Consider the following 24,854-nt stretch of genomic DNA (forward strand, 5'->3'; position numbering starts at 1 on the left):
CGTCCCGGGGCGGGAACGGACGCCGCGTGACGGGCCGGGTGCCCCGACCGCTCCACTCATGTGGCCGTGCCCCGGCAGCGCCCGCACTGTGGTGCCCATGCAGCAAGCCAGCCTCCTCACCGCTCCGCCCGGCCCGCGGCCGCGGGCCCGCGCGACGCGCTCCGCCGTGGCCCACGACCTGTGGTGGCTCGGCGCCGTCGCCGCCGCGTTCACCGCCCTCCTCGTCTACTCCGCCCTGACCACCCCCGGTCTGGGATGGGACGAGACGGTGTACGTCAGCCAGGTCGACCGCCATACGCCGGCCGCGTTCTTCAGCGCCCCGCGCGCCCGCGGTGTCAGCTTCCTCCTCGCGCCGGCCGCCGCGCTGACGACCTCGGCCACCGTGCTGCACTGCTACCTGGCGGTGCTCTCCGGCGCCGGGCTGCTGCTCAGTCTGTGCGTCTGGCGGCGTCTGCTGCCCGCCCCCGTACCGGCGCTGGGCGGCGCGCTGTTCGCCGGTCTGTGGATCACGCTGTTCTACGGCCCGCAGGCGATGCCCAACCTGTGGGTCGCCTACGCCGCGCTCACCGCCACCGGCTGCTTTCTGCGCGCCGTACGGCAGCCGTCCCGGCAACTGGCGCCCCGCGCGGGCCGGGGCGCGGCGGCCGGGCTCGCCGTCGCGGTGGCCGTGGCCGCGCTGATGCGCCCCACCGACGCGGTCTGGCTGGCCGTGCCGCTCTTCGCCGCGGCGCTGTGCGTACCGTCATGGCGGCGCCCCGCCGTGCTGCTGGCGCTGCCCGCCGGACTGGCCCTGGGGTGTGCCGAGTGGGTCGCCGAGGCGTATCTGTCGTACGGCGGGCTGGTGGCGCGGCTGCGGGAGGCGGCGCGCATCCAGGGCGGCCTCGGCTGGCATCTGTCCTTCGACGACCATGCCCGGTCCCTCCAGGGCAAGACGCTGTGCCGCCCCTGCCAGCTCGCCTGGGACCACCCGGTGACGGCGGTCTGGTGGTTCCTGCTGCCGCTGGCGGTCATCGGGGCGGTGTGGATGGCGCTGCGGTCCCGTGAGTCCGGTGGCGCGCTGCACCGGTACGGCCCGGCATGGGCGGCGGCGGAGCGCGGCGGCGGTCCGCAGCCGCTCGGGCTGGCGCCCGTCCGGCCGGGCAGCCGCGAACCGTCCGGTGAGCCGGCCGGCCACGGTCCGGTCTGGCCCGCGGTGCGGCTGCACGACCCGGTCGGCCCGCTGCACCGCAACGGCCCGGCCCCGCTCGTCGTCCCGGCCCTGGTCGGCCTCTGCCTCGCCGCCCCCTACCTGCTGACGGTGAATTACGCGGCGCCGCGCTTCCTGCTGCCCGCCTACGCCCTGCTGCTGATGCCCGCCGCGTGGTTCCTGTGCCGGCTGACCCGGCTGCCGCGCCGCCGGCACGTCTGGGCGGTGGTCGCCCTCGTCCTCGTGCTGATGAGCCACGAGGCCATCCAGCTGGTGATCCTGCACAAGATGGTGCAAAGCACCGTACGCGCCCAGACCGGCATCGAGCGGATCACCGGGACGCTGCGCCGGGCCGGGCTGCGGGCGCCCTGTGTGGTGAGCGGCGAGGAGGCGGTACGGGTGGCGTTCCGGGCGGGCTGTGCGTCCCGCCAGCCGCAGGGCCACGACGCCGGGATCACCCCCGCGGCCCTGGCCCGGCTGGCCGCTTCCCGGCCCGCCGCCGTCCTGATCACCGGGCGTAAGCCGCCGCCTTACGCCCGGGGCTGGCGCCCGGTCCCGCTGCCGCCGACGCCGGGCCTGAAGTCGCTGCGCGCCTTCGTGTCCCCGCCGACCCGGCCCTGAGCCACGGCACCGGCCCCGCACAGGCCTGCGCCCGCCCGGCCCGAAGGCCGGACGGGCGCACCTGCCGTGTCGCCGCGGAGACCTCCGCGGTCAGGAGGGGCTCACTCCTCCGCGCCGCCGAAGCGCTCGCGGTAGGACTCCAGGTCATCCTCGGTGATCTTCGCGAAGAGCACCGGCGGCACCGTGAACGGCGTTCCGGCCGGCACCGCTGCCAGCGCCTTCGCCTCCTCCTGGGAGACCCACACCGCCGTGTCGTTCTCCAGCGCGAAGGCACCGCGCATCGCCTTGGCCGACGAGGGGATGAACGGCTCGGAGATGACCGCGTACAGATGGATCAGGTTCATCGCCGTACGCAGCGTCAGGGCCGCCGCGTCCTTGTCGGTCTTGATCTCCAGCCACGGGGCCTTCTCCTCCAGGTAGGAGTTGCCCGCGCTCCACAGGGCGCGCAGCGACGCCGCGGCCTTGCGGAACTGCAGGGCGTCCATGTGGCCCTCGTACTCGGTCAGCAGTCCGGCGATCTCCTCGCCCAGCTTCTGCTCCGCGGCCCCGGCCTCGGCGCCCGCGGGCACCTCGTCACCGAACCGCTTCCGGGAGAACGACAGCACCCGGTTGACGAAGTTGCCGAGGGTGTCCGCCAGGTCCTTGTTGACCGACGCCGAGAACAGTTCCCAGGTGAAGGAGGTGTCGTCGGACTCCGGGGCGTTGGCGATCAGGAAGTAGCGCCAGTAGTCGGCCGGCAGCAGCTCCAGGGCGGCGTCCGTGAAGATGCCGCGCCGCTGGGAGGTGGAGAACTTCCCGCCGTAGTAGTTGAGCCAGTTGAAGGCCTTGAGGAAGTCGACCTTCTTCCACGGCTCGCGGGTGCCCAGCTGCGTCGCCGGGAACATCACGGAGTGGAACGGCACATTGTCCTTGGCCATGAACTCCGTGTACCGGACGTCCTCGGCCTCGTACCACCACGACTTCCAGTCGCGGTGCTCCGGGTCGACGTCCGCCCACTCCTTCGTCGAGCCGATGTACTCGATCGGCGCGTCGAACCACACGTAGAAGACCTTGCCCTCGGCCGCCAGCTCCGGCCACACATCGGCCGGCACCGGGACGCCCCAGTCCAGGTCACGGGTGATCGCCCGGTCCTGGAGCCCCTCCGTCAGCCACTTGTGCGCGATGGACGAGGCCAGCGTCGGCCAGTCCTTGCTGCCGTTGCCTTCCAGCCAGCCCTCGACCTCGTGCTGCAGCTTCGACTGGAGCAGGAAGAGGTGCTTGGTCTCCCGCACCTCCAGCTCGCCGCTGCCGCTGATCGCCGAGCGGGCGTCGATCAGGTCGGTCGGGTCGAGCACCCGGGTGCAGTTCTCGCACTGGTCGCCGCGGGCCTTGTCGTAGCCGCAGTGCGGGCACGTACCGACGATGTAGCGGTCCGGCAGGAAGCGGTCGTCGGCGACCGAGAAGACCTGGCGGATCGCCCGCTCCTCGATGAAGCCGTTCTCGTGCAGCTTGCGCGCGAAGTGCTGCGTCAGCTCCACGTTCTCCCGCGACGAGCTGCGCCCGAAGTGGTCGAACTCGAGGCCGAAGCCCTGGTAGATCGCCTTCTGCTTGTCGTGCTGCTCCGCGCAGAACGCGTCGACCGACTGGCCCGCGTCCTTCGCCGCCAGCTCGGCGGGGGTGCCGTGCTCGTCCGTCGCGCAGATGTAGAGCACGTCGTGGCCGCGCTGCCGCATGTACCGCGCATAGACATCGGCCGGGAGCATGGACCCCACCATGTTGCCCAGGTGCTTGATCCCGTTGATATACGGAAGGGCGCTGGTGATGAGGTGTCGAGCCATTGCCGGCTGCTCCCAAGTCGCTACGGTGAGTGAGGATTTGCTTTACGGAACGTCAATATCGTACTGGACGGGGCAGGGGTGACCGCGCGGGTATTTCGGCGGTGGACCGAGCCCCTGCTCACTCCGCCTGCCGCCCGCTCTCCCCCTGTCCGCGGCGGGCTCGCACCGTGCCCGCCGCCCGTTCCTCACACCGGCGCGTCCGCGGACTCGGCGCCGTCCGCCGCGGGGCTCCGGCCGTGCTGCGGCGCCCGGCCGTTGACCAGGACTCCGGCCACGAGCGCGGCGAGCAGCATGATCGCCGACGCGACCCCGATGGCGACGTTGAACCCGTGCACCACCCCCTGCTTCACGATCTGGTCCCGCACCGCCGGGGTCAGCCCGAGCCCGCCGCCCCTGCGCGCCGCGTCCGCCAGGTGCTCCGTGATGAACACCGCGCTCGCCGACGTGGCGAGGGTGTTCAGCAGTGCCGTACCGATCGAACCGCCCACCTGCTGCGCGGTGTTGACCGTCGCGGAGGTGACCCCGGAGTCGTGCGCGGCCACCCCGGACGTGGCCGTCGCCATCACCGGCATGAAGATCAGGCCCATGCCGAGCCCGACCAGCAGCATGGCCGGCAGCACGTGCGACACATACGCGGGCTCGGCCGTCAGGTACCGCAGGGTGAACAGTCCCGCGGCGGCCAGCAGCGCGCCCGGCACCATCAGGAACCGCGGCGGGACGCGGTGCAGCAGCCGTGCCGAGATCTGGGTCGAGCCGACCACGATCGCCGCGACCATCGGCAGGAAGGCCATCCCGGTCCGCACCGGCGAATAGCCGAGCACGGTCTGCAGGTAGTAGGTCATGAACAGGAACATCCCGAACATCGCGATGACCGCCAGACCCATGGTCAGGAAGGCGCCGCCACGGTTCCGGTCCCGCACGATGTGCAACGGCAAAAGGGGATGCGGCGCCCGCGACTGCCACCACGCGAAGACGCCCAGCAGCGCCACCCCGCCCACGAGCAGCCCGATGACCAGCCCGTCGACCCACCCCCGCGGCTCCGCCTCACTGCACCCGTACACGATCGCGACCAGGCCGCCGCATCCCAGCACCGCACCCGGAATGTCCAGCCGCACCTGGCCCCGGTCCGGCCTGTCGTGCAGAAACACCGCCGCCCCCAGGAAGGCGATCGCCGCGATCGGCACGTTCACATACAGGCACCAGCGCCAGTCCAGGTACTCGGTCAGCAGCCCGCCGGCGATCAGTCCGATGGCCGCGCCGCCGCCCGCGATGGCCCCGTAGATCCCGAAGGCCTTGCTTCGCTCCTTCCCGATGGTGAACGTCGTGGTGAGCAGCGAGAGGGCGGATGGCGCCAGCAGCGCCCCGAAGGCGCCCTGCAGTGCCCGCGCCCCGAACAGCAGCCCGGACCCGGTGGCCGCGCCGCCCAGCCCCGAGGCGACCGCGAAGCCGACCAGCCCGATCATGAACGTCCGCTTCCGCCCCACCAGGTCGGCGATCCGCCCGCCGAGCAGCAGGAGCCCGCCGAACGCCAGCGTGTACGCGGTGATCACCCACTGCCGGTTGGCGTCCGACATCCCCAGGTCCCGCTGCGCCGACGGCAGGGCGATGTTCACGATGGTGGCGTCCAGCACCACCATCAGCTGCGCGAGCGCGATCACCACCAGGCCCCACCAGCGCCGCGGATCGGGCTTCGCCGGTGCGGCCCAGCTGGGGGGACCGGTTCTGGGAGGGGTAGCGGGACCTCCCTCTTGGCTCGCGTCACTCATCACGGCCCGCCTCGCTCGGCTGTACGGCCACCCCGGTCACCCCGCCGCCCAAACCCAGAGCAACCGGATCAAACGGAGCGCTTCACCCATTCAGCGTAGGTAGCGGCGCGGGGCCCCGCCTCTTGTGGTGCGGGTCGCCGGCGTGCTCACGGGCGCGCACACGACAGCGGCCGCGGCCGGGCCCCTGGGGAGCCCGGCCGCGGCCGGTGAGGTGTCGGGTGTGGTGGAACCGGGGCCGGTCAGCTGTCCTTGAGGACGCCGGCCGCGCGGGCCTCCTTCAGCCACTCCGGGAACTCGACCATCAGCTGCTGGTAGAGCTCGTCGTGGGAGAGGCCGCGCGGGTCGCGGCCCGCGTGGAAGAAGCCCGCGTTGTCGACGGCGCGCTTCTCCGGGACGGCCAGGTCGTCGAGCTTGCGCAGGAAGTCGAAGCCCTTGGCGTCCGGGTCGCCGAAGCCGATGAACTGCCAGAAGAGGGGCAGTCCGGCCGCCTCGCAGAGCGCCTTCTCGGCGGCCGGCTTGGAGGTGGGGGCGCCGTCGGTCTGGAAGATGACGAAGGCCGGGGCGGTGGCGCCGGACTTCTTGTAGTGGTCGACGACCGCGTTGATGGCCCAGTGGTAGTTGGTCCGGCCCATGTGGCCCAGACCGGCGTGCAGCTCCTCGATGCGGCCCTCGTAGTTGGTGAGGTCGATGTCGGCGGTGCCGTCGATGTCCGTGGAGAAGAAGATGACCGGGACGGTGGCGTCGTCGTCGAGGTGCGCGGAGAGGCCGAGGGCCTGCTCGGCGAGGTTCTGGACGGTGCCGTCCTTGTAGTAGTGACGCATCGAGCCGGAACGGTCCAGGACCAGGTAGACGGCGGCGCGCTGGCTGCCGAGTCCCTGCTTGTCCAGGGTGCTGCCCGCGGACTTGTAGAGGCTGAGGAGCGCGGGGGCGGCAGAGGCGAGCGAGGCCTCGGCGGCGGCCGCAGCGGTGGGCTCGGCCTCGGGCAGGTCGGCCTTCGGCTCGTCGGCCTGCGGCTCGGCCGTCTTGGGCGCTGCGGCCTGCGGCTCGTCCTTGGGCTGGTCGGCCGCGGGCTGCGGCTCGTCCTTGGCCGGGCTCTCGGCCTCGGCCTTGGGCTCGGCCTCGGCCTCGGGCTGGTCCGCGGTCTTCTCGTCGGGCCCCGCCGCCTCGGGCGCGGGCTCGGCGACCGGCTCGGCCGCCTTCGCCTCGGGCTCGCCGGCGGCCTTCGCCCCGGCTTCGGCCGGCTCGGCCGCGGCCGTCGGCGCCGGGCTCGGGTTGTCGAAGGCCTGGCTCACCAGGTCGGCGACGGTGTCGCCGGTGGCCGGGCCGGCGGCCGGCGAGGCGTCCTCGGCGGGCTCGCCCTCGGTGCTCGCCTCGGCCGCGACGGCCTTGTCGGCGCCGTCCTCGACCGCGTCCGTCGCCTCGGCCGCAGCCGTCTCCACGACCGGCTCCGCCGAAGGCTTCTCGACCGCTTCGACGGTCTCCACGGCCTCAGCCACTTCAGCCGCCTCAACGGCCCCGGTCGGGGCAGCCGGGGCAGCGGGCTCCTCGTGCGTGACGGACTCCGCCTTCGCGGCGGGCTCCTCCTTCGCCGGGGCTTCCTCCCGCGCCGGGGAGGTCTCCGCCGTCCGGTCCGCCTGTTCCGCCCGCTCCGCGCGGCCGGTCTGCGCGGGCAGGGTCGCGGACTTCGGCGCCGGGTCCGTGGCGGGGGCCTCGGTGGGGGCGGTCCGGGCCGCCGGAACCTCGGCTTCCGGAGTGGCGGGTGCCGGGGTGGACTCCTCGCGGGCCTCCGGGATGGTCGCGGACTCCGGCTTGTCGGCGCCGCTCGGGGCCGCGCCGGTTTCTTCACGGGCCGCCTTGGAGCGACCGAAAGCGTTGCGCAGCAGACTCCGAATGCCCATCGGCGAACCTCTCTTGCGTGTGCTGGGTGCGGCGTATGTCCGTGACGCACGGACATGTCCCTGACCAGGACGGATACGTAAGGGTAGCCGCCGGGACCGCCCTCATCGTGGGACCCCGCGCCTTGTGTGGTGGGCCATCCGGGGGCTGTGACGGGGGAGAAGGTTTCGGCCGGGGCGCCGGAGTCCGGCCGGGGAGGCATCGCTCCTGCGTACGAGGGTGTTCGCCGGTGTGCCCCCTCCCGCGGCGTTCGGTTTCGCGCGGGGTTTTCGATACCGGACTGAATCCTTCCCGCGATCTGAGCCCCCGTCGTACCCGCCGTTCTGACCCTTTCCCGAGCCCCGATTGGCCCCCCGTACGGTGCCGGGCGGGCCTGCCGTACCCCCGGATTCACCGTCCGTTCATGGTGGTGTCGTCGTGCGGCGGACCGGCCCCCTTAGCGTCACCGCGAACCATGACCGCGAACCGAACGTCCGCGCTCGAACCCGTTCGACTGCGCTCAAAACCGTTCGACATCGTTGACACCGCCAAAGAGGGGGAAATGTGCGCAAGTTCCTGCCGTTGATCGGCTCGCATCCCGGTGGGCGTTCGGCCCTGACGTGCCGCTACCGCTGTGGTGACGCCTGCTTCCACGAGACGCCGAACACCAGCGACAACGCCTACGTCGGCGACGTCATCGCCGGTGCGCTGTCCCGGCGTTCGGTGGTGCGGGCCGCCGCGGTCGTGACGGTGGCGGCGGCGGCCGGCGGCGCGGCGGGCGGTGCGGGGGCGCCGGCGGCCGTCGCGGCACCGGTGTCCGGCCGGGGCGGGAAGGGCCACAAACCGGCGCGCGGGCTGCGGTTCGCCACCGTGGCGCCGAACACCGCCGACGCGGTGGTCGTCCCCGAGGGGCACGCCCAGAACCTCGTCATCCGCTGGGGCGACCCGATCCTGCGGGGTGCGCCGGCCTTCGACCCGGACCGGCAGTCGGCGAAGGCACAGGCCGGGCAGTTCGGTTACAACAACGACTACATGGCCGTACTGGACATGCCGGACGAGCGGCACCGGCAGCTGATGGTGATCAATCACGAGTACACCGACGAGCAGCTGATGTTCGCCGGGTACGACGCGGAGGCGCCGACCCGGGAGCAGGCCGAGATCGGCTGGGCGGCGCACGGGCTGTCCGTGCTGGTCGTCCAGGAGGAGCGGCACAGCGGGCGGCTGACGGCGGTGTCCCGGCACCGGCTCAACCGGCGGATCACCGGCACCACGCCGTTCGAGGTCACCGGCCCCGCGGCGGGCAGCGATCTGCTGAAGACCTCCGCCGACCCCGAGGGGACGCGGATTCTGGGGACGCTCAACAACTGCGGCGGGGGCATCACACCGTGGGGGACGGTGCTGTCCGGCGAGGAGAACTTCAACCAGTACTTCGCCAACGGGGGCGGCGTCACCGACCCGACGGCGGCGGCCCGGCTCAAGCGGTACGGCATCACCGGCGGGGCGAGCCAGCGCAAGTGGGAGCGGTTCGACAGGCGTTTCGACGTGGTGCGGGAGCCGCATGAGCCGCACCGGTTCGGCTGGGTCGTGGAAATCGACCCCTTCGACCCCGAGTCGACGCCGCGGAAACTGACGGCGCTGGGGCGGTTCAAGCACGAGGCGGCCGAGCCGCGGCTGACGGCGGACGGCCGTCCCGTTCTCTACATGGGCGATGACGAGAAGTTCGACTACTTCTACAAGTTCGTCTCCGCCCGGCGGATGAAGCGGGGGAATTCACGGGCCGCGCGGGAGCACAACCGGACGCTGCTGGACGAGGGGACGCTCTATGCCGCCAAGTTCACCGGGGACAGCGCGGCGGGGGAGATCGACGGCTCGGGCACGCTGCCCGAGGACGGCGAGTTCGACGGTTCGGGGGAGTGGATTCCGCTGGCCAGTGGCACGACTTCGTATGTGCCGGGAATGACGGCGGAGGAGGTGTACGTCTTCACGCGGATCGCCGCCGACAAGGTGGGCGCCACCAAGATGGACCGGCCGGAGGACGTCGAGCCCAGCCCGCGCACCGGACGGGTCTATGTCGCGCTGACCAACAACAGCGACCGGGGGAAGACGGGCAAGGCTCCGGTGGACGAGGTCAATCCGCGCAAGGAGAACAAGCACGGGCAGATTCTGGAATTGCGCGAGCGGAGGGACGATCCGGCGGCGGACCGTTTCGACTGGCGGCTTTCCCTGGTATGTGGTGACCCGGAGGACCCGGCCACGTATTTCGGCGGATTTCCCAAGGAGCAGGTCAGCCCGATTTCCTGCCCGGACAATCTCACCTTTGATGTGCACGGAAATCTCTGGATCTCGACCGACGGGAATGCGCTGGGCAGCCATGACGGGCTGTTCGGGGTGGCGACCGCGGGGGAACGGCGGGGTGAGGTCCGGCAGTTCCTGACGGTGCCCACGGGGGCCGAGACCTGCGGGCCGGTCGTACAGGAGCGGCGGGTGCTGGTCGCCGTGCAGCATCCGGGTGAGGTGGACGGGGCGAGCGTGGAGCGGCCCGCGTCGCAATGGCCGGACGGGGCGGGGGAGTTGGTCCGGCCGTCCGTGGTGAACGTGTGGCGTGAGGACGGGCGGGACATCGGGGTGTGAGAGAAGGCCGTGGCCCGGTGGGGCGGGGCCGGCTCCCCGTCCCACCGGGCCACGGCCCCGTGTCCCGGCCCGCCCGGTGGCTCTCCCCCGGCTCCCGACATCACGCCGCGGAAACGATGTGGCAAGAGCAGGGTAAGAACTGGGTCGTTCAGGTATCCGATGCGCAGGTGTGCCCGTCTTCTCCGGTGACCATTGTCCGGAGCCGTCCGTTGTGCCTAAGGCGGCCGGTTAAGAAGGCAAGAACCCTTCCAAGGGTGACGGGAGATGTGGGCGCATGGGGCTGACCAGTCAGTCGCTCGAATACACGGTGATCGTGCTGGCGGTGCTCTGTGTGGCCGCCACGGTCTGGCTCTGGCCCCGGCTGGCGCGGCGCGGCGTGGGAGCCGTCCTGGGCAGGCTGGGTGCGATCGTGGTCACCCAGGTGTCGATCGTGTGCGCGCTCGCTCTCGCCGTGAACGCCAACTTCGAGTTCTACGGCAACTGGGACGAACTGCTGGGGAACACCGAAGAGGCCCCGGCGGCCGTGAACCAGGGCGGCGGACAGTACGCCTCGGTCGGCAACCTCAAGGGCGGACTGGTCCAGCCGGCCGGTCCGCAGGGGCTCGACCGGGTGACCGGACTGCCCAAGGGGCCCGCTGACCGGGTGGGCAAGGTCGAGTCCGTGAAGATCGTCGGCCGCCGCAGCCGGGCCATCAATCCGGGCTTCGTCTATCTGCCGCCGCAGTACTTCCAGCAGCAGTTCCGCCGGCAGCGGTTCCCCGTCATGGTCGTGATCAGCGGCTACCCGGGCGGGATCATGAACCTCGCGCAGCATCTCCAGGTGCCGCAGAACGCGGGCCGGCTGATCGCGCAGGGCAAGATGCAGCCGACCGTGATCGTGATGGTCCGGCCGACGATCGCCCCGCCGCGCGACACCGAGTGTGTGGACGTGCCGGGCGGGCCGCAGGCCGAGACGTTCTTCACCAAGGACCTGCCGGACGCCATGAAGTCGGCCTACCGGGTGGGCCGCGACTCCAGCGCCTGGGGCGCGTTCGGCTACTCGTCCGGCGGTACCTGCTCCCTCCAGCTGGCGATGCGCAACCCGAAGGTCTACACCTCGGCGGTCTCGCTCTCCGGTGACTACGCGATCAAGGACGACCTGACCACCGGCAGCCTCTTCGGCCCCGGCCCGGAGGGCGCCAAGCGTGAGCGCGAGCACGACCTGCTGTGGCGGCTGAAGAACCTCCCCGCGCCGCAGGTCTCCGCGCTGGTGGCCAGCAGCCGTAAGGGCGAGGCGGATTACGGCGACACCATGAAGTTCCTCCGTGCGGCCAAGTCGCCGATGACCGTCGACTCGATCATCCTGCCGCAGGGCAGCCACCAGTTCACGACCTGGCGGCGGGAGGTCGTGCCGGCCCTCCAGTGGCAGAGCCAGCAGCTGACGTTCCCCCAGGACACCGAGGCCGTTCCGCAGCGCAAGCCGGGAGCCGGGAAGAACGGCGCCCCGGGGCAGCGGACCTCGCCGTCCCCGGGACCGTCCGCTTCCGACGACGACAAGGGCCGCCGACGGGTGGAGGCGGAGCGCCCCCAGGGGTGAGCCGCGCGGGAGCCGAGCAGGGGTGCCGGAGCTTTCCGGCGCCCCTGTCGTATGCGGTGCCACCGGTGGCGGCCGGGGCGGTACGGCGCGTTCCGCATGATTCGGAGGGCCTCGGGTAACCGGAACTTCCTCGGGCGCACGGCCCGTCACGCACACCGGGGAGTTCTCATGGCGCGTACGCGAGAGGGCGACGAGGCGGCCTGGTCACCGGTGGCCGCGCGGGCCCCGCTGGCCGTCCGCATCCTGCTGCTGGTGCTGGCGTTCGCCGCGATGGTGGCGTTCGCGGCGGCGCTGGCGCGGGTCACCCTGACCCCGTCGGCGGCCTCGGTGCCGCTGACCCACCCCAACCTCCGCCCCGGCGACTCGATCCGCAGCTACCTCGCGCAGCCGCATCTGGCCGACACCGTCAAGCAGCTCGGCGGCAATGTCGTGCTGGGCGTGCCGTTCGGGGTGCTGCTGCCGGTGCTGGCGCCGCGGGCCCGGGGGCTGCTGCGGGTGGGGGTGGCGACCGCGCTGGTGATGCTGCTGGTGGAGCTGGTGCAGGGGGCGCTGGTCACCGGCCGGGCCTTCGACATCGACGATGTGATCCTCAACTGCTCCGGCGCGCTGATCGGCTATCTGCTGCTGGGGCGGCGGCTGGGCCGGGCGGTGCATCCGCGGCGCCGGCACTGGTGGCACCGGCTCAGCGGCAAGGGGACGGCGGCGCCGGTCAAGCCCTCCGGGGCCGGGTCGGCGTGACGGCGGACGGTTCCGGCGCCGCCCGCGCCGTCTGCCGGCGTGCCGGACGCCCGCGCCCCGCGCGCTACGGCCGGTAGACCATCCCCGGCTGCGGCTTCGCCGGGGAGAGCAGCTGGGAGACCGTGACGATCGTGTAGCCGCGCTTCTTCAGCTCCTTGAGGATGCCGGGGACGGCCGGCACGGTGCCCCGGTAGATGTCGTGCAGCAGGATGATGCCGTCGCGTTCGGTCTGGTCGAGCACCCGCTTGGTGATCAGGGCCGAGTCGTTGGTCTGGTAGTCCTTCGCGGTGACGCTCCACAGGACCTGTGCCAGGCCGAGGCGCTTGCTGATGTCGGAGACCTGTTCGTCGGTCCGGCCCTGGGGCGGGCGCATCAGCCGGGGCGTCCTGCCGGTGATCTTGCGGACCGCCTCCTGGAGCCGGGACATCTCGCGCTGGGCCGCCGCGGCCGGGATGTCGGTCAGGATCTGGTGCGACCAGGTGTGGTTGGCCAGTTCATGGCCCTCGGCGTCGATCCGCTTCACCTCGGCGGGCCGCTTCTCGACGTGGTTCTCCCCGAGCAGGAAGAAGGACGCGTGCACCTTCTCCTTCTTCAGGATGTCCAGCAGGCGGCCGGTGTTCTCACTGGGGCCGGCGTCGAAGGTGAGCGCGACGCACTTGGCCTTGCGGCAGTCGACGCCGTCACCGTCCGTGCCCCGGGGGGCCTTGCCGTCCTGGGCCGCGGCGAGTGCCGTGTCCTTCGCCCGGACGTCGGCGGCCGACGCCTCGGCGCGGGCGTCGGCCGGGGCGGTGACGTCGTAGGTGGCGCAGCCGCTGAGGGCCAGGACCAGGGACGTGGCCGTCAGCAGCCCGGCCAGGGCTGTCGTGCGGGCCGCGGATATCGGCTTCGGCATACGGGCCTCTCTTCGGACGCGTGTGGGGCGCTGGCGAGCCCGTGACCTGCGCTTTTAGGCATGACGAAGCCGACGCGTACGCGCCGTGGCCGCGCCGCGCCGACCTGCGGTGACAGCGGTCGATGGACTCGTGAGGGACTATACATAGGTAGTACACACTGTGTGTATACGTGGGGTGTGTACGTGGCGTGTGTACGGGAGGGGATGGGTGGGCCGAGAGGTGCCGGGAGGGGCGGGAGCCCGGCGGGCGGGGGCCGTCCGCGGCCACCCCGATCGGACGCGTCCGCCGCGACACCCCGCCCGCGCCGCGATGGACTCGTACCGTGACCGCACCGCCGCCGGACGACTGCCTGGCGCACAACGACTGGATCTGCGGCGACTACCTGAGCACCCGTCGGCAGATCCTGCTCGACGCGCTCGCCCAGCACGTCGAGCTGACGGTGCTCTCGGTGGGGCTCGGGCTGGTGATCGCGGTCCCGCTGGCGCTGCTGGCCCGCCGCAGACGCTGGACGGCCGGACCGGTGCTCGGCCTCACCACGGTCCTCTACACGATCCCGTCGCTGGCGATGTTCTCGCTGCTGCTGCCGGTCTACGGGCTGTCCGCCACCCTCGTGGTGGTCGGCCTCGCGCTGTACTCCCTCACCCTGCTCGTACGGAACCTCCTCGCCGGGCTGGACGGGGTCCCGGCGGAGGCCAGGGAAGCCGCCCGGGGCATGGGGTACGGGCCGACGCGCCAGCTGCTGACCGTCGAGCTGCCGCTGGCCCTCCCGGCGGCGATGGCGGGGCTGCGGATCGCCACGGTCTCGGCGGTCGCGCTCACCACCGTCGGCGCCATCGTCGGATACGGCGGGCTGGGCAACCTCATCTACTCCGGGATGAACACGTTCTTCAAGGCGCAGGTGCTCACCGCGTCCGTGCTCTGTGTGCTCATCGCGGTGGTCTTCGACCTGCTGCTGCTCGGGGTGGAGCGGCTGCTGACCCCCTGGCGGCGGGCGGGCCGGCGGGCGCGGGTGCGGACCCGGGCCACCGCCGGACCGAAACGGCTGGTCGCGGCGTTCGGGCGCCGGACATGAACACCCTCTCCGCGGTCTGGCGCTGGCTGACCACGGCCGCCAACTGGTCCGGTGAGAACGGCGTCTGGCACCGCCTCGAACAGCACCTCGTGCTGACCTTCTCCTGTCTGGTCATCAGCGCCCTGATCGCGCTGCCGGTCGCCCTGACCCTCGGCCACCTCGGCCGCGGTGGCGCGCTGGCCGTCAACCTCGCCAACATCGGGCGTGCGGTGCCGACCTTCGCGGTGCTCGTCCTGCTGCTGCTCACGCCGATTGGACGGCACGGGCAGTGGCCGACGATCATCGCGCTCGTGCTGTTCGCCGTCCCGCCGCTGCTGACCAACGCGTATGTCGGGATGCGTGAGGTGGACCAGAACGTGGTGCGGGCCGCACGGGGCATGGGGATGACCGGCACCCAGCTGGTGTGGCGGGTCGAGGTGCCGCTCGCCTCCCCGCTCATCCTGACCGGCATCCGGATCGCCGCGGTCCAGCTGGTGGCCACCGCCACCCTCGCCGCGCTGGTGGGCGGCGGCGGACTCGGCCGGATCATCACCGCCGGGTTCAACCTGGCCAGCACCCCGCAGGTGGTCGCCGGAGCGGTACTGGTCGCGGTGTTCGCGCTGCTCATGGAGGCCGCCTTCGAGCTGGCGCAGCGGTGGGCACCGGAATGGGCGCGCGGACGGACCCGATGAGGGCCGCCGTGGCGGCCGCGGCGGGCGCCGCCGTCCTCGGGCTCGCGGCCTGCGCCGGTGGCCCCTCGCTGGAGACCCGCTCCGCGATCACCGCCTCCCCCGGCGGCCGCGAACTGGTCATCGGCTCGGCCGGCTTCACCGAGAGCGAGCTGCTCGCCCAGATGTACGCGGCGCTGCTCGACCACGCCGGATACCGGACCCGGGTCGTGACCGTCGGCAACCGGGAGCTGTACGAACCCGCCCTCGAAGTGGGACAGATCGACGTCGTACCCGAGTACGCCGCCACCTTCGCGGACTGGCTCAACGCCAAGAACAAGGGCTCCAAGGCGCCTCCGGTGGCCTCGCCCGACATCGGTGCCACCATGGCCGCGCTGCGCCGGATCGCCGGGCCGCGCGGACTGACCGTGCTCCCGGCCGGCCGGGCCGTCGACCAGAACGCCTTCGCGGTGAGCGCCGCCTACGCCCGCAAACACCACCTCAAGACCCTCAGCGATCTCGGCCGCGCCAAGCTTCCGGTGCGTCTCGCCGCGGGCGACGAGTGTGTCCAGCGGCCGTTCTGCGCACCGGGGCTGAGGAAGCGCTACGGGATCAACCTCACCGCCATCGACCCGAAGGGCGTCGGTACCACGCCCGCCAAGCAGGCCGTACAGAACGGGCAGGACCAGATGGTGCTGACCACCAGCACCGATGCCACCCTCGACGAGTTCGGCCTGGTGCTGCTCACCGACGACAAGAAGCTGCAGAACGCCGACTATGTCGTCCCCGTCGTCAACCGAGCCCGCGCGGGCGGCGACGGGCCGGCCGCCGCGCTCAACCGCCTCAACAAGGTGCTGACCACCGCCGACCTGGCGTACCTCAATGAGCAGGTGGACAGCTGGCGGCGGCTGCCGGCGGATGTGGCGCGCAACTACCTGAAATCCAAAGGGCTGTTGCCCAAGGACTGATGTGGGAGGACAGGGCGCGGTGTTTCACGTGAAACGCCCGCCCTGGCGCGCTGTGCGCGTTTCACGTGAAACACCCCCTGCCGCCCGGAGCGTCCTCGTCCTCACTCCGTGGGGACCGAGTCCACCTCCGCCCGCTCCCGCGGTACGCCCCGCTCGTCCGAGCCGATGGTGCGGCGCAGCGCCTCATGGAGCTTCGTCGGGGTGAGGACGCCCAGGAACCGATGGCCGTCCAGGACCGCGATCCAGCCGGCGTCGTGCTTGAGCATCTCGCTGAAGGCCGCCTTGAGCGTGCCGGTCACCGGCACCCATGCCTCCATCCGGCGGGCATGGCCGGCGACCGTGCCCGCCCCGTCCGCCAGCTCCTCCGTGCCCACCCAGCCGTGCAGTTCGCCCTCCTCGTCGAGGACCACCGCCCAGCGGGCGCCCTCGGTCCGCAGCCGGGCCATGGCGTCCGCGGCGGATTCGCCGAGCCGGACGAACGGAGGCCGTTCGAGGTCGCCACGGTCGATGCCGGTAACCGAGAGCTGCTTCAACGCACGGTCGGTGCCCACGAATTCGGCGACGTAGGGCGTGGCGGGGGCGCCGAGGACGCCGGCGGGGGTGTCGTACTGCTCGATCCGGCCCGCTCCGTAGACCGCGATCCGGTCGCCGAGCCGGATGGCCTCCTCGATGTCATGGGTGACCAGCAGCACCGTCTTGTGCAGCTCGGCCTGCAGCCGCAGGAACTCCTTCTGGAGCCGCTCACGGACGACCGGGTCGACCGCGCCGAACGGCTCGTCCATCAGCAGCACGGGCGGATCGGCGGCGAGCGCACGGGCCACCCCGACCCGCTGACGCTGGCCGCCGGAGAGCTGTTCGGGGTAGCGCGAGCCGTAGACGGCCGGGTCCAGACCGACCAGGTCCAGGAGTTCGGCCGCCCGCGCACGGGCCCTGGCCCTCTTCCATCCGGTCAGAAAGGGCACGGTCGCGGTGTTGTCGAGGACGGTGCGGTGCGGGAAGAGGCCGGTCTGCTGGATGACATAGCCGATCCCGCGGCGCAGGGTGACCGGGTTGACGCCGGCGATGTCCGCACCGTCGACGTAGATCCGCCCGTGCGTGGGGTCGATGAGCCGGTTGACCATCATCATGGTCGTCGTCTTGCCGCAGCCGGACGGCCCGACCAGCGTCACCAGCTCCCCCTCGCCGACCTCGAAGGAGAGACCGTCGACAGCGGTGGTCCCGTCGGGATAGCGCTTGGTGACGGAGTCGAACCGGATCATTGCGCCATTGAATCCCGCAGTCCGCGACCGGACCCGTCATACGGGCAATCGGGTGGGGCGGGGCCGAGGTGCCCTCAGACCGGCTCCCGCCGGGCCTCCGCCGCCGGTCCGCCCGTCCCCGGACCGTCCGCCCCCGGCCCGTCGGTCATCCGGTATCCGGCGTCCGGCACGGCCTCGATCACCGGCGGGTCGCCGAGCTTGGCGCGCAGGGCGCCGAGGGTGACACGGACGGCGTTGGCGCCGAAGCTGGTGTGCTCCTCCCACACCTCCTCGATCAGCTCGTCGCCGCTGACCACCGCGCCCTGCGCGCGCAGCAGCACTTCGAGCACCCCGAACTCGGTACGCGACAGCGCCAGCGGCCGGCCGTCCCGGGCGGCCAGCCCGCGCGCGGTGTCGACGGTGACCCCGGCCCGCTCGATGACCTGCGGCTGCCCGTGGCGCGCCGGCCGGCCCAGCGCCAGGACCCGGGCGACCAGTTCCTCATGGCCGACGGGCTTGGCCAGCCGGTCGTCGGCGGCCGGCTCCGGGCCCGCCGCTCCGTCGTCCGGCCCGGCCCCGGTGAGCAGCAGCACCCGGGTCGGCAGCCGCTCCTCCACCACGTAGCGGCGGATGGCGTCGCTGTGCGGCGCGGGCAGTTCGCCGTCCAGGACCAGCACGTCGTACCCGCAGTGCCGCAGTCCGGCCAGCGCCGCACGGCCGTCGTGGGCGATGTCCACCACGACCGCTGCACGGCGCAGCTCCGCGGCGATCGTGTCCGCGAGGCACTCCTCGTCCTCCACCACCAGAACGCGCATGGCGTCATATGTACCCGAGGCGGACCTTCCGGTGAGCGGAACTCCGTGCGCCGCGACCCCGGGACCGGGGAATTCACCAGGCTGGAGCCCAGCGGCACCCGGCTCCGGCCACCGGGCGCACCCCGCCGGTGACCCGCACCGACGGGCCGGCCGCCGCGGCCCGTACGGCCCCGCCACGTCGAACGGGGCCGGACAGCCGCGGCGTGCGGGGCCGTACGAGTTGCTTCCGCCGCACCGCCTCTCCTCCTGCCGCCTCCGGCCCGTCCGGCGTGCTTACGATCCCCTTCGGCCACCGGTCGGAAGGGTGGAAGGGAGCGCCACGATGAGAGCCGTAGCAGTCAGCGCATTCGGTGAACAGCCACAGCTCATGGACCTGCCGCAGCCCGAACCAGGGCCCGGTGAGGTCCTGGTGCGGCTGTCCGCCGCCGGACTCAACCCCGTCGACTGGAAGCTCGCCGACGGGATGTTCGGCGATGCGGTGCCGGCCGCCTTCCCGCTCGTCCTGGGGTCGGACGGGGCGGGGGAGGTGCTCGCCATCGGAAGCGGGGTGCGCCGGTTCACCATCGGCGACGCGGTGTTCGGCCAGTTCCAGCGGCCGGACCAGGGCGGCGGTTCGTACTGCGAACTCGCCGTCGCCGACGAGGAGCGCCTCGCGCACGCCGCCCGCAGCGTCACCTACGCCAGCTCCGCGGCACTGCCGACGGCCGGGATGACCGCCTACAACCTGGTCGAGGAGACCCGGATCGCCGAGGGCAGGACGGTGCTGATCGTCGGCGCGACCGGCGGTGTCGGCACCTTCGTCACCCAGCTCGCGGCCGGCCGCGGCGCCGAGGTGATCGCCACCGCCCGCCCGGCCAAGGCGGAGCTGATGCGCACGCTGGGCGCCGCGGAGACCGTCGACCACACCATGGGACCGGTCGCCGACCAGGTCCTCGCGCAGCACCCGGACGGTGTCGACGTCCTGATCGACATGACCAGCGGTCCCGCCGAGTTCGCCGCGCTGACCCGGACCGTGCGCGACGGGGGCACCGCCGTCTCGCTGATCGGCTCGGCCGACGCGGACGAGCTGACCGAGCACAACCTCCGCGGCTTCAACTTCGTCAACCGCCCCTCCCCGCAGCTGCTGGAGATCCTCGCCGGCCATGTCGACGCGGGCCGTCTGACGGTCCTCGTGGGCCGGGAGGTCTCCCTGGAAGAGGCACCGGAGGCGCTGGCGGCCAGCCGCACCGGCCGGGCCCAGGGCAAGACCGTCGTGGCGATCTGAGCGGCGGTCAGGGACCGGCGCCGGTGCGGGCGGCGAGCCGCCGGGCCCGCAGGGACCGGAGCGCCGGCGGCCCCGCGGCGGCCAGCACCGCGGTCAGTGTGCCCGCGCCGATGACCAGCCAGACTCCGGTGCGCAGCGGCCCGGTGAGCGCGTCGGCGTAGGCGCCGGCCGCGGGCCGGGACACCATGGCGGGCAGCGCGTCCAGAGTGCGGCTGCGGGCCAGGGCGAGCGCCGCGGCCAGCAGACCGGCGGCCGCCGCACAGCCCAGCCCCGCCCCGATCAGCGCCCGCCGCCGGCGCCGCGCCAGCAGCAGCCCGCCGGTCAGACAGAGCGCCGCGGCCGGCGGCAACAGCAGCGCCCCGGTGCGGACGACCCTGTAGACGGCACGGATGCGCGGTACGTCGGGGGCCTTCAGCAGCACGACCTCCACCCCGGCCCGCGGCACCCGCCGGAGGAGGTCGAGCCCCATGCCGTTGTGGGACAGCTGGCGCCGGACCCGTTCCACGACCGGGCTGAGGTCCAGCGTGACCGCGGACCGGCCGGACGCGGCCAGCCGGCCGTCCAGCCGCCGGTGGGCGGTCCGGTGCACCCCGTTCCACACCGCGCCGAACCCACGGCCGGTGACGACCTGCCGCACCTGCTTGGCCACGAACTGGCGGATGCCCCGGGTGAAGTGCCGGCGGACGGCGGGACGCTCGGCGCGCGGTACGGCCTTCAGCAGCCCGTCGAGCCGGACATGCGCCATCACGCCGTCCGTCACGTCGTCGACGACCGCCTGCTGCACGGCGGCGTTCCCCGCCAGCGGCGCCACCGCGGCCACATAGCTGTCGGTCTCGGTCAGTTCGGACCGCGCCCAGAGCGCGGCCAGGCCCAGCGGCAGCAGCAACGCGCCCACCAGCAGCAACACCCCGACGGCCAGCCCCCGTCCGGGCCGTCGCGGTCCGTGCGGCGACCGCTCCCCCTCCGTCACCCGCCCGCCCGGGCGTACGGGTGCGCTCGCTGACATCGCGTCCGGTCCTTCCTGCGCGGGCGACGGGGGCGCGTCGCAGGGACCGGCCGGGCCGGAGGAGATCCGCAGGACGCGCGCTACGGCCACCTCCCAGGCAAGTGGCAACCTCCGCCGCCCGCGAGCGGGGCCGGTGCCAACGGGTGACCGGACGCGCGGCCGCGGGCCCGGGCCGCCCGCCCGGACCCGGTCTCAGCCCGCCCGCACGGTGCGCCGTCGCCGCACCGCCCGCACCACCCCCGGCCCCAGCAGCGCGGTGGCCCCGGCGGCCACCGCCCACCCCACCCAGCCGCCGTCCCCGCTCTCCGCGGCGGTCTCCGGCAGGTCGTCCAGATCGCCCGAACAGGCCGTGGGCGCGTAGGAGTCGCCGGTGTAGACACAGACCGTGGCGGCGGCGCGCAGGGTGCCGGGGGCGGGACCGGCCGAGGAGGTGGCGTCGGTGCGGCCGCCGAGCACGGCGGTGGCGGTGAAGACCTGGACGTCGTGCGCGGGCAGGTCGGAGCGCCAGGTCACCTTCTGCTCGCCGACGCCGTGCCCTTCGACGGTGCCGCCGCGTGCGGTCGCCGAGGTCGTGGTGGCCGGCATCCGCTGTTCGATCCGGGCGCCGCGGACCTCGGTGGCGCCCAGGTTGTGCACGGTGATGCGGTAGTCGAGCCGTTTGCCGGTCTCGGTGTCGTCGACGCCGCCGGTCACCGCCACCGAGACCGAGACGGCGGGCGGTGCCTTCGGGGCGTACGCGGCGGCGGACGGGCCGGGGAGCGTGGCGGCGCACAGCAGCGCGCAGACAACGGCGGTTCTCATGCCGTCATCCGAGCATCGCGGCCGCCGCCACGGCGGCAGGCGGCCGTCTCCCGGGCCGGGTTCACCCGAGTGAGGGGACCCCGGCGGCGTACCGCTCCCGCCGCCCCCGCCCGCTCAGTGCCGGTGCGGCCCCGGCCGGTGCACCGGCCCGTGCGCGTCCTCGCAGTGGCTGCCCCGCGGTTCCGGGCCGGGTCCGGGCCGCGGGCTCAGCGTCAGCAGCTCGTCCGGCGCGCCCTGTTCGCCGACATGATCGACCTGGAGGGTGGCGTGGGTGATGCCGTACTCCCCGCTCAGCAGCTCCTGGAGAGTGCGGCGGACCTTGTGGCAGTCGCCGCCGGGCGCCACCAGGATGTGCGCGGACAGCGCCGGCTGCCCGGAGGTGATCACCCAGATATGCAGATCGTGCACCTCGACGACCTCGTCCGTGGCCGCCAGATGGTCGCCCAGCGCGTCCGGGTCGATCCCGGCCGGCGCGGCCTCCATGAAGATCCGGCCGGAATCCCGCACCAGCCCCGTACCGGCCCGCAGCATCAGCCCGACGACCACGAGCGTGGCGATCGCGTCCGCCCGCTCGAAGCCGGTCGTCACCACGACCAGACCGGCGACGGCGGTGGCGACGAAGCCGAACAGGTCGGTGAGGATGTGCTGGTAGGCGCCCTCGACGTTCAGGCTGGAGCGGTTGGCCCGTGACAGCAGCCAGGTGCAGATCAGATTGACCACGATCCCGGACAGCGCGGTCACCAGCACCAGCCCGCCGGTCACCTTCGGCGGCGAGATCAGCCGCTCGACGGCCTCGTACGCCAGCCAGGCCGACAGCAGCAGCAGGGTGATGCCGTTGGCCTGCGCGGAGAGGATCTCGGCGCGCTTGAGCCCGTAGGTGAACCCGCCGCGGGCCGGCCGCGCGGCCAGCCGCATCGCGATCAGCGCCAGCACGATCGAGACCGCGTCGGTGAGCATGTGGGCGGCGTCCGAGATCAGCGCCAGGGACTGTGCCACCACACCGATGACCACCTCGACCGCCATGTACGCGGTGAGCAGGATCAGCGCGGCCCGCAGCCAGCGCCGGTCCGCGTCCGGTGAGACTCCGTGCGCATGGCTGTGGCTGTGGCCCTGCCCGTGGCTGTGGGCGTGCTCGGTCATCGGCGCGCTCCTTCCTGGCTCCTCGCTGCGAAGCAAACCGCACTTCGGCGAAAGATCCAAAGGCTGCACCGGTGACCGTTGTCATTACCGTCGAACGGGCGATCGTGCCTGGTCAGAGCGGTGCGGAGGAGGCGGGAGCGGAACCGGGAAAACGGAGTTCGGCCATCCGCTCGCGGCGGGCGCGGTGAGCCGTCCACGCTCCTCCTGCCGGGTAGCATCCGGCGCCATGAGCAACGCTACGGGGGACACCCGGCGGCCCGCACCCGGCAAGGGACAGCTCCTGGCGCCGCTCGGCCTGCTGGCCGCCGTCGCCGTCCTGTCCACCCACCACGACGGCCTCCCCTTCTGGCTCGGCGCCCTGCTCGGCACCGTCTCCGTCCTAGGCCACCTGGCCTGCTTCGACTCCCCCCGCGGCCTCTGGCAGTGGCTCCCGGCCGTCGTGGGCTTCTGCACGGCGTTCCTGTTCGCGGGGCAGTTCCTGACGGCGCTGCTGGTGTGAGGCGGGGGCGGGCCTCCCCGCGGGACGGTGCGCGGCGACCGGTCAGTAAAGTTCGCCCCCCGTCCCCCGGACCGGTCCCCGTCCCTTCTGACCTCTGAGGTATCCGGCAGTGAGCCCCGCACCAGCCGCCCCGGCCGCTCCTGAAAGCCTGACCGTTGTCGGTATCGGGGCAGACGGCTGGGACGGGCTGCCCGCTGTCTCCCGGGAGGCGCTGGGGGCCGCCGAGGTGCTGATCGGGGGTGCCCGGCAGCTCGCGCTGCTGCCCGGCGAGTGCGCCGGGGAGCGGGTGCCGTGGCCGTCGCCGCTGCGGCCGGCCGTCCCGGGGCTGCTCGCCGCGTATGCCGGGCGGCGGGTGTGCGTGCTGGCCAGCGGTGACCCGATGTTCCACGGCATCGGGCGGACGCTGACCGAGGTGCTCGCGGAGCAGGCGGCGGGCGGGGCGCCGGCCGTCGGGCTACGCATCCTCCCGCACCCCTCCTCCGTCTCCCACGCCTGTGCCCGCCTGGGCTGGCCGCTGGAGGACACCGAGGTCGTCACGCTCGTCGGACGGCCCGCAGCGAACCTGGTCCGCGCGCTGTACGACGGCCGCCGGGTGCTGGTGCTCTCCGCCGGCGCCCGCACCCCCGCCGAGGTCGCGGCCCTGCTGCGCGAGCACGGTTTCGGGCCGACCCGGATGCGCGTACTGGAGCAGCTCGGCGGCCCCCGGGAGCGGACGGCCGAGGGCACCGCCGAGGACTGGGACCTGCCGCCCGGCGACCCCCTCAACGTGCTGGCCCTCGACTGCCGCCGCGCGCCCGGCACCCCGCCGCTCTCCACCGTCCCCGGCCTCCCCGACGACGCCTACGAGCACGACGGCCAGCTCACCAAGCGCCATGTCCGCGCCGCCACCCTCGCCGCCCTGGCGCCCGCCCCCGGCGAGCTGCTCTGGGACATCGGCGGCGGCTCCGGTTCCATCGCCGTCGAGTGGCTGCGGGCGCACCGCAGCTGCCGCGCCGTCAGCGTCGAGCGTGACCCCGTACGGGCCGAGCGGATCGGCCGGAACGCGCACAGGCTCGGCGTCCCGGCGCTGCGCGTCGTCACCGGCGCCGCGCCCGCCGCGCTGAACGGACTGCCGACGCCGGACGCGGTCTTCGTCGGCGGCGGGCTGACCGCCCCCGGCCTGCTGGCCGCGTGCTGGGCGGCGCTGCCCGTGGGCGGCCGGATCGTGGCGAACACCGTGACGCTGGAGTCCGAGGCGCTGCTCGCCGACTGGTACCGGCGGCACGGCGGCGAACTGGTCCGGCTCGCGGTCGCCCGTGCCGTGCCGGTCGGCGGCTTCACCGGCTGGCGGCAGGCGATGCCGGTCACCCAGTGGGCGGCCGTGAAGCCGCTGCCCGCCTCCCCGTCCCCGACCGTCCTCCCCCAGGAGACCGAGCAACCATGACCGTCCACTTCATCGGCGCGGGTCCCGGCGCCGCCGACCTGATCACCGTGCGCGGCGCCCGTACGCTCGCGTCCTGCGGGGTCTGCCTCTACGCCGGCAGCCTGGTGCCGCGCGAGCTGCTCGCGGAGTGCCCGCCCGGCGCCCGGCTCATCGACACCGCGCAGCTGGACCTCGACACGATCACCGCCGAAATGGTCCGCGCCCACGAGGAGGGCCACGACGTGGCCCGGCTGCACTCCGGCGACCCGTCCGTCTTCAGCGCGGTCGCCGAGCAGATGCGCCGGCTGGACGCGGCCGGGGTGCCGTACGACGTGGTGCCGGGTGTCCCCGCGTTCGCCGCGGCGGCGGCCGCGCTCAAGCGGGAGCTGACCGTCCCCACCGTCGGCCAGACCGTCATCCTCACCCGGGTCGCCCAGCGGGCCACCCCCATGCCCGAGGGCGAGGACCTCGCCACCCTGGGGCGCAGCGGGGCGCTGCTGGTGCTCCACCTGGCCGCGATGTACGTCGACCGGGTCGTCGCCGAACTCCTGCCCCACTACGGCGCCGACTGCCCCGCCGCGGTCGTCGCCATGGCCTCCCGCCCCGACGAACTCGTGCTGCGCGGCACCCTCGCCGACATCGCCGGTCAGGTGAAGGCGGCGGGCGTGGTCCGTACGGCCGTCATCATCGTCGGCCGCACCCTGGGCGCCGAGCAGTTCCGCGACAGCCATCTCTACTCGGCGGACCGGGAGCGGCCGCATCTGCCGTGCGCGGCGCCGTCGGACGCGGAGACGGCGTAGGGGCGTACGTCCAGAGGGCGCGGGCGCAGGGGGCCTTGGCACAGACCCGCGGCCGGACACACATGAACCCCGGAACAGGAAGTTCCGGGGTTCACGTAT

Annotated in this window: 20 protein-coding genes; 11 read left to right on the forward strand and 9 right to left on the reverse strand. The window is 73.2% G+C overall.

Annotated features, from left to right (window positions below; all coding sequences use genetic code 11):
- The first annotated feature begins 97 nt into the window (after nucleotides 1-97).
- Nucleotides 98-1,807 carry a hypothetical protein gene (locus ACWC9R_RS03735; protein ID WP_450728710.1) on the forward strand — a complete coding sequence of 570 codons (1,710 nt, stop codon included), beginning with the start codon at nucleotides 98-100 and terminating at the stop codon, nucleotides 1,805-1,807.
- 101 nt (nucleotides 1,808-1,908) lie between these two features.
- Here the strand turns inward: ACWC9R_RS03735 and metG are convergent, their stop codons facing one another.
- The 3 genes from metG to ACWC9R_RS03750 form a co-directional block, all read right to left on the reverse strand.
- Nucleotides 1,909-3,624: a methionine--tRNA ligase gene (gene metG / locus ACWC9R_RS03740; RefSeq protein ID WP_450728712.1), complete on the reverse strand. Its 1,716-nt coding sequence runs from the start codon at nucleotides 3,622-3,624 to the stop codon at nucleotides 1,909-1,911.
- Between the two features lie 185 nt (nucleotides 3,625-3,809).
- Entirely contained in the window at nucleotides 3,810-5,285 is a 1,476-nt protein-coding gene (locus tag ACWC9R_RS03745) for an MFS transporter (RefSeq protein WP_450728714.1), read from the reverse strand.
- A 344-nt stretch (nucleotides 5,286-5,629) separates the two neighbouring features.
- A complete protein-coding gene (locus ACWC9R_RS03750) occupies nucleotides 5,630-7,288 on the reverse strand; it encodes a VWA domain-containing protein (RefSeq protein WP_450728716.1) in 1,659 nt (552 codons plus the stop codon).
- A 541-nt stretch (nucleotides 7,289-7,829) separates the two neighbouring features.
- Between ACWC9R_RS03750 and ACWC9R_RS03755 the strand changes: the two genes are divergently transcribed.
- The 3 genes from ACWC9R_RS03755 to ACWC9R_RS03765 all read left to right on the forward strand — a co-directional run bounded on the left by ACWC9R_RS03755 (nucleotide 7,830) and on the right by ACWC9R_RS03765 (nucleotide 12,210).
- Entirely contained in the window at nucleotides 7,830-9,896 is a 2,067-nt protein-coding gene (locus tag ACWC9R_RS03755) for a PhoX family protein (RefSeq protein WP_450728718.1), read from the forward strand.
- A 274-nt stretch (nucleotides 9,897-10,170) separates the two neighbouring features.
- Nucleotides 10,171-11,472, forward strand: a complete 1,302-nt coding sequence (locus ACWC9R_RS03760; RefSeq protein ID WP_450728720.1) for an alpha/beta hydrolase — start codon at nucleotides 10,171-10,173, stop codon at nucleotides 11,470-11,472.
- 168 nt (nucleotides 11,473-11,640) lie between these two features.
- Complete coding sequence (locus ACWC9R_RS03765; RefSeq protein WP_450728722.1) at nucleotides 11,641-12,210, forward strand: VanZ family protein; 570 nt, start codon at nucleotides 11,641-11,643, stop codon at nucleotides 12,208-12,210.
- A 64-nt stretch (nucleotides 12,211-12,274) separates the two neighbouring features.
- Here ACWC9R_RS03765 and ACWC9R_RS03770 read toward each other — a convergent pair whose 3' ends face one another.
- Complete coding sequence (locus tag ACWC9R_RS03770; RefSeq protein ID WP_450728724.1) at nucleotides 12,275-13,102, reverse strand: polysaccharide deacetylase family protein; 828 nt, start codon at nucleotides 13,100-13,102, stop codon at nucleotides 12,275-12,277.
- A 323-nt stretch (nucleotides 13,103-13,425) separates the two neighbouring features.
- On the opposite strand from ACWC9R_RS03770, the gene ACWC9R_RS03775 reads away from it, so the two are divergent.
- From ACWC9R_RS03775 to ACWC9R_RS03785, 3 genes are read left to right on the forward strand one after another with little or no spacing between them, the layout of a single operon-like run.
- On the forward strand, nucleotides 13,426-14,175 hold the full coding sequence (locus tag ACWC9R_RS03775; RefSeq protein WP_450728726.1) for an ABC transporter permease: 750 nt from the start codon (nucleotides 13,426-13,428) through the stop codon (nucleotides 14,173-14,175).
- The gene (locus ACWC9R_RS03780) at nucleotides 14,172-14,846 is read left to right on the forward strand and encodes an ABC transporter permease (protein WP_450728728.1); all 675 of its coding nucleotides are present in this window, start codon (nucleotides 14,172-14,174) and stop codon (nucleotides 14,844-14,846) included. Before ACWC9R_RS03775 ends, ACWC9R_RS03780 begins: the two co-directional genes overlap by 4 nt.
- Entirely contained in the window at nucleotides 14,843-15,790 is a 948-nt protein-coding gene (locus tag ACWC9R_RS03785; RefSeq protein WP_450728730.1) for an ABC transporter substrate-binding protein, read from the forward strand. The genes ACWC9R_RS03780 and ACWC9R_RS03785 overlap by 4 nt, the downstream gene beginning before the upstream one ends.
- A gap of 101 nt (nucleotides 15,791-15,891) precedes the next feature.
- Here ACWC9R_RS03785 and ACWC9R_RS03790 read toward each other — a convergent pair whose 3' ends face one another.
- Both ACWC9R_RS03790 and ACWC9R_RS03795 read right to left on the reverse strand, forming a co-directional pair.
- Nucleotides 15,892-17,049 (reverse strand): ATP-binding cassette domain-containing protein, encoded by a 1,158-nt coding sequence (locus ACWC9R_RS03790; RefSeq protein ID WP_450728732.1) that lies wholly within the window; start codon nucleotides 17,047-17,049, stop codon nucleotides 15,892-15,894.
- A gap of 74 nt (nucleotides 17,050-17,123) precedes the next feature.
- Nucleotides 17,124-17,843, reverse strand: coding sequence for a response regulator transcription factor (locus tag ACWC9R_RS03795; RefSeq protein ID WP_450728734.1), 720 nt, complete (start codon nucleotides 17,841-17,843; stop codon nucleotides 17,124-17,126).
- A gap of 322 nt (nucleotides 17,844-18,165) precedes the next feature.
- Here ACWC9R_RS03795 and ACWC9R_RS03800 point away from each other — a divergent pair, with 322 nt between their 5' ends.
- Nucleotides 18,166-19,107, forward strand: a complete 942-nt coding sequence (locus tag ACWC9R_RS03800; RefSeq protein ID WP_450728736.1) for an NADP-dependent oxidoreductase — start codon at nucleotides 18,166-18,168, stop codon at nucleotides 19,105-19,107.
- Between the two features lie 7 nt (nucleotides 19,108-19,114).
- On the opposite strand, the gene ACWC9R_RS03805 is transcribed toward ACWC9R_RS03800, so the two are convergent.
- The 3 genes from ACWC9R_RS03805 to ACWC9R_RS03815 form a co-directional block, all read right to left on the reverse strand.
- Nucleotides 19,115-20,113, reverse strand: coding sequence for a hypothetical protein (locus ACWC9R_RS03805; RefSeq protein WP_450728738.1), 999 nt, complete (start codon nucleotides 20,111-20,113; stop codon nucleotides 19,115-19,117).
- 192 nt (nucleotides 20,114-20,305) lie between these two features.
- Nucleotides 20,306-20,914, reverse strand: a complete 609-nt coding sequence (locus tag ACWC9R_RS03810) for a hypothetical protein (protein ID WP_450728740.1) — start codon at nucleotides 20,912-20,914, stop codon at nucleotides 20,306-20,308.
- Nucleotides 20,915-21,028: 114 nt separating this feature from the next.
- A complete protein-coding gene (locus ACWC9R_RS03815; RefSeq protein WP_450728742.1) occupies nucleotides 21,029-22,054 on the reverse strand; it encodes a cation diffusion facilitator family transporter in 1,026 nt (341 codons plus the stop codon).
- Nucleotides 22,055-22,280: 226 nt separating this feature from the next.
- Here ACWC9R_RS03815 and ACWC9R_RS03820 point away from each other — a divergent pair, with 226 nt between their 5' ends.
- The 3 genes from ACWC9R_RS03820 to cobM all read left to right on the forward strand — a co-directional run bounded on the left by ACWC9R_RS03820 (nucleotide 22,281) and on the right by cobM (nucleotide 24,755).
- Nucleotides 22,281-22,553 (forward strand): hypothetical protein, encoded by a 273-nt coding sequence (locus ACWC9R_RS03820; protein ID WP_450728744.1) that lies wholly within the window; start codon nucleotides 22,281-22,283, stop codon nucleotides 22,551-22,553.
- Between the two features lie 109 nt (nucleotides 22,554-22,662).
- Entirely contained in the window at nucleotides 22,663-23,976 is a 1,314-nt protein-coding gene (gene cbiE / locus ACWC9R_RS03825) for a precorrin-6y C5,15-methyltransferase (decarboxylating) subunit CbiE (protein ID WP_450728746.1), read from the forward strand.
- Nucleotides 23,973-24,755, forward strand: a complete 783-nt coding sequence (cobM, locus tag ACWC9R_RS03830; protein WP_362600680.1) for a precorrin-4 C(11)-methyltransferase — start codon at nucleotides 23,973-23,975, stop codon at nucleotides 24,753-24,755. The genes cbiE and cobM overlap by 4 nt, the downstream gene beginning before the upstream one ends.
- The last annotated feature ends 99 nt before the right edge of the window (nucleotides 24,756-24,854 follow it).

The sequence above is a fragment of the Streptomyces sp. NPDC001219 genome, assembly GCF_053597915.1.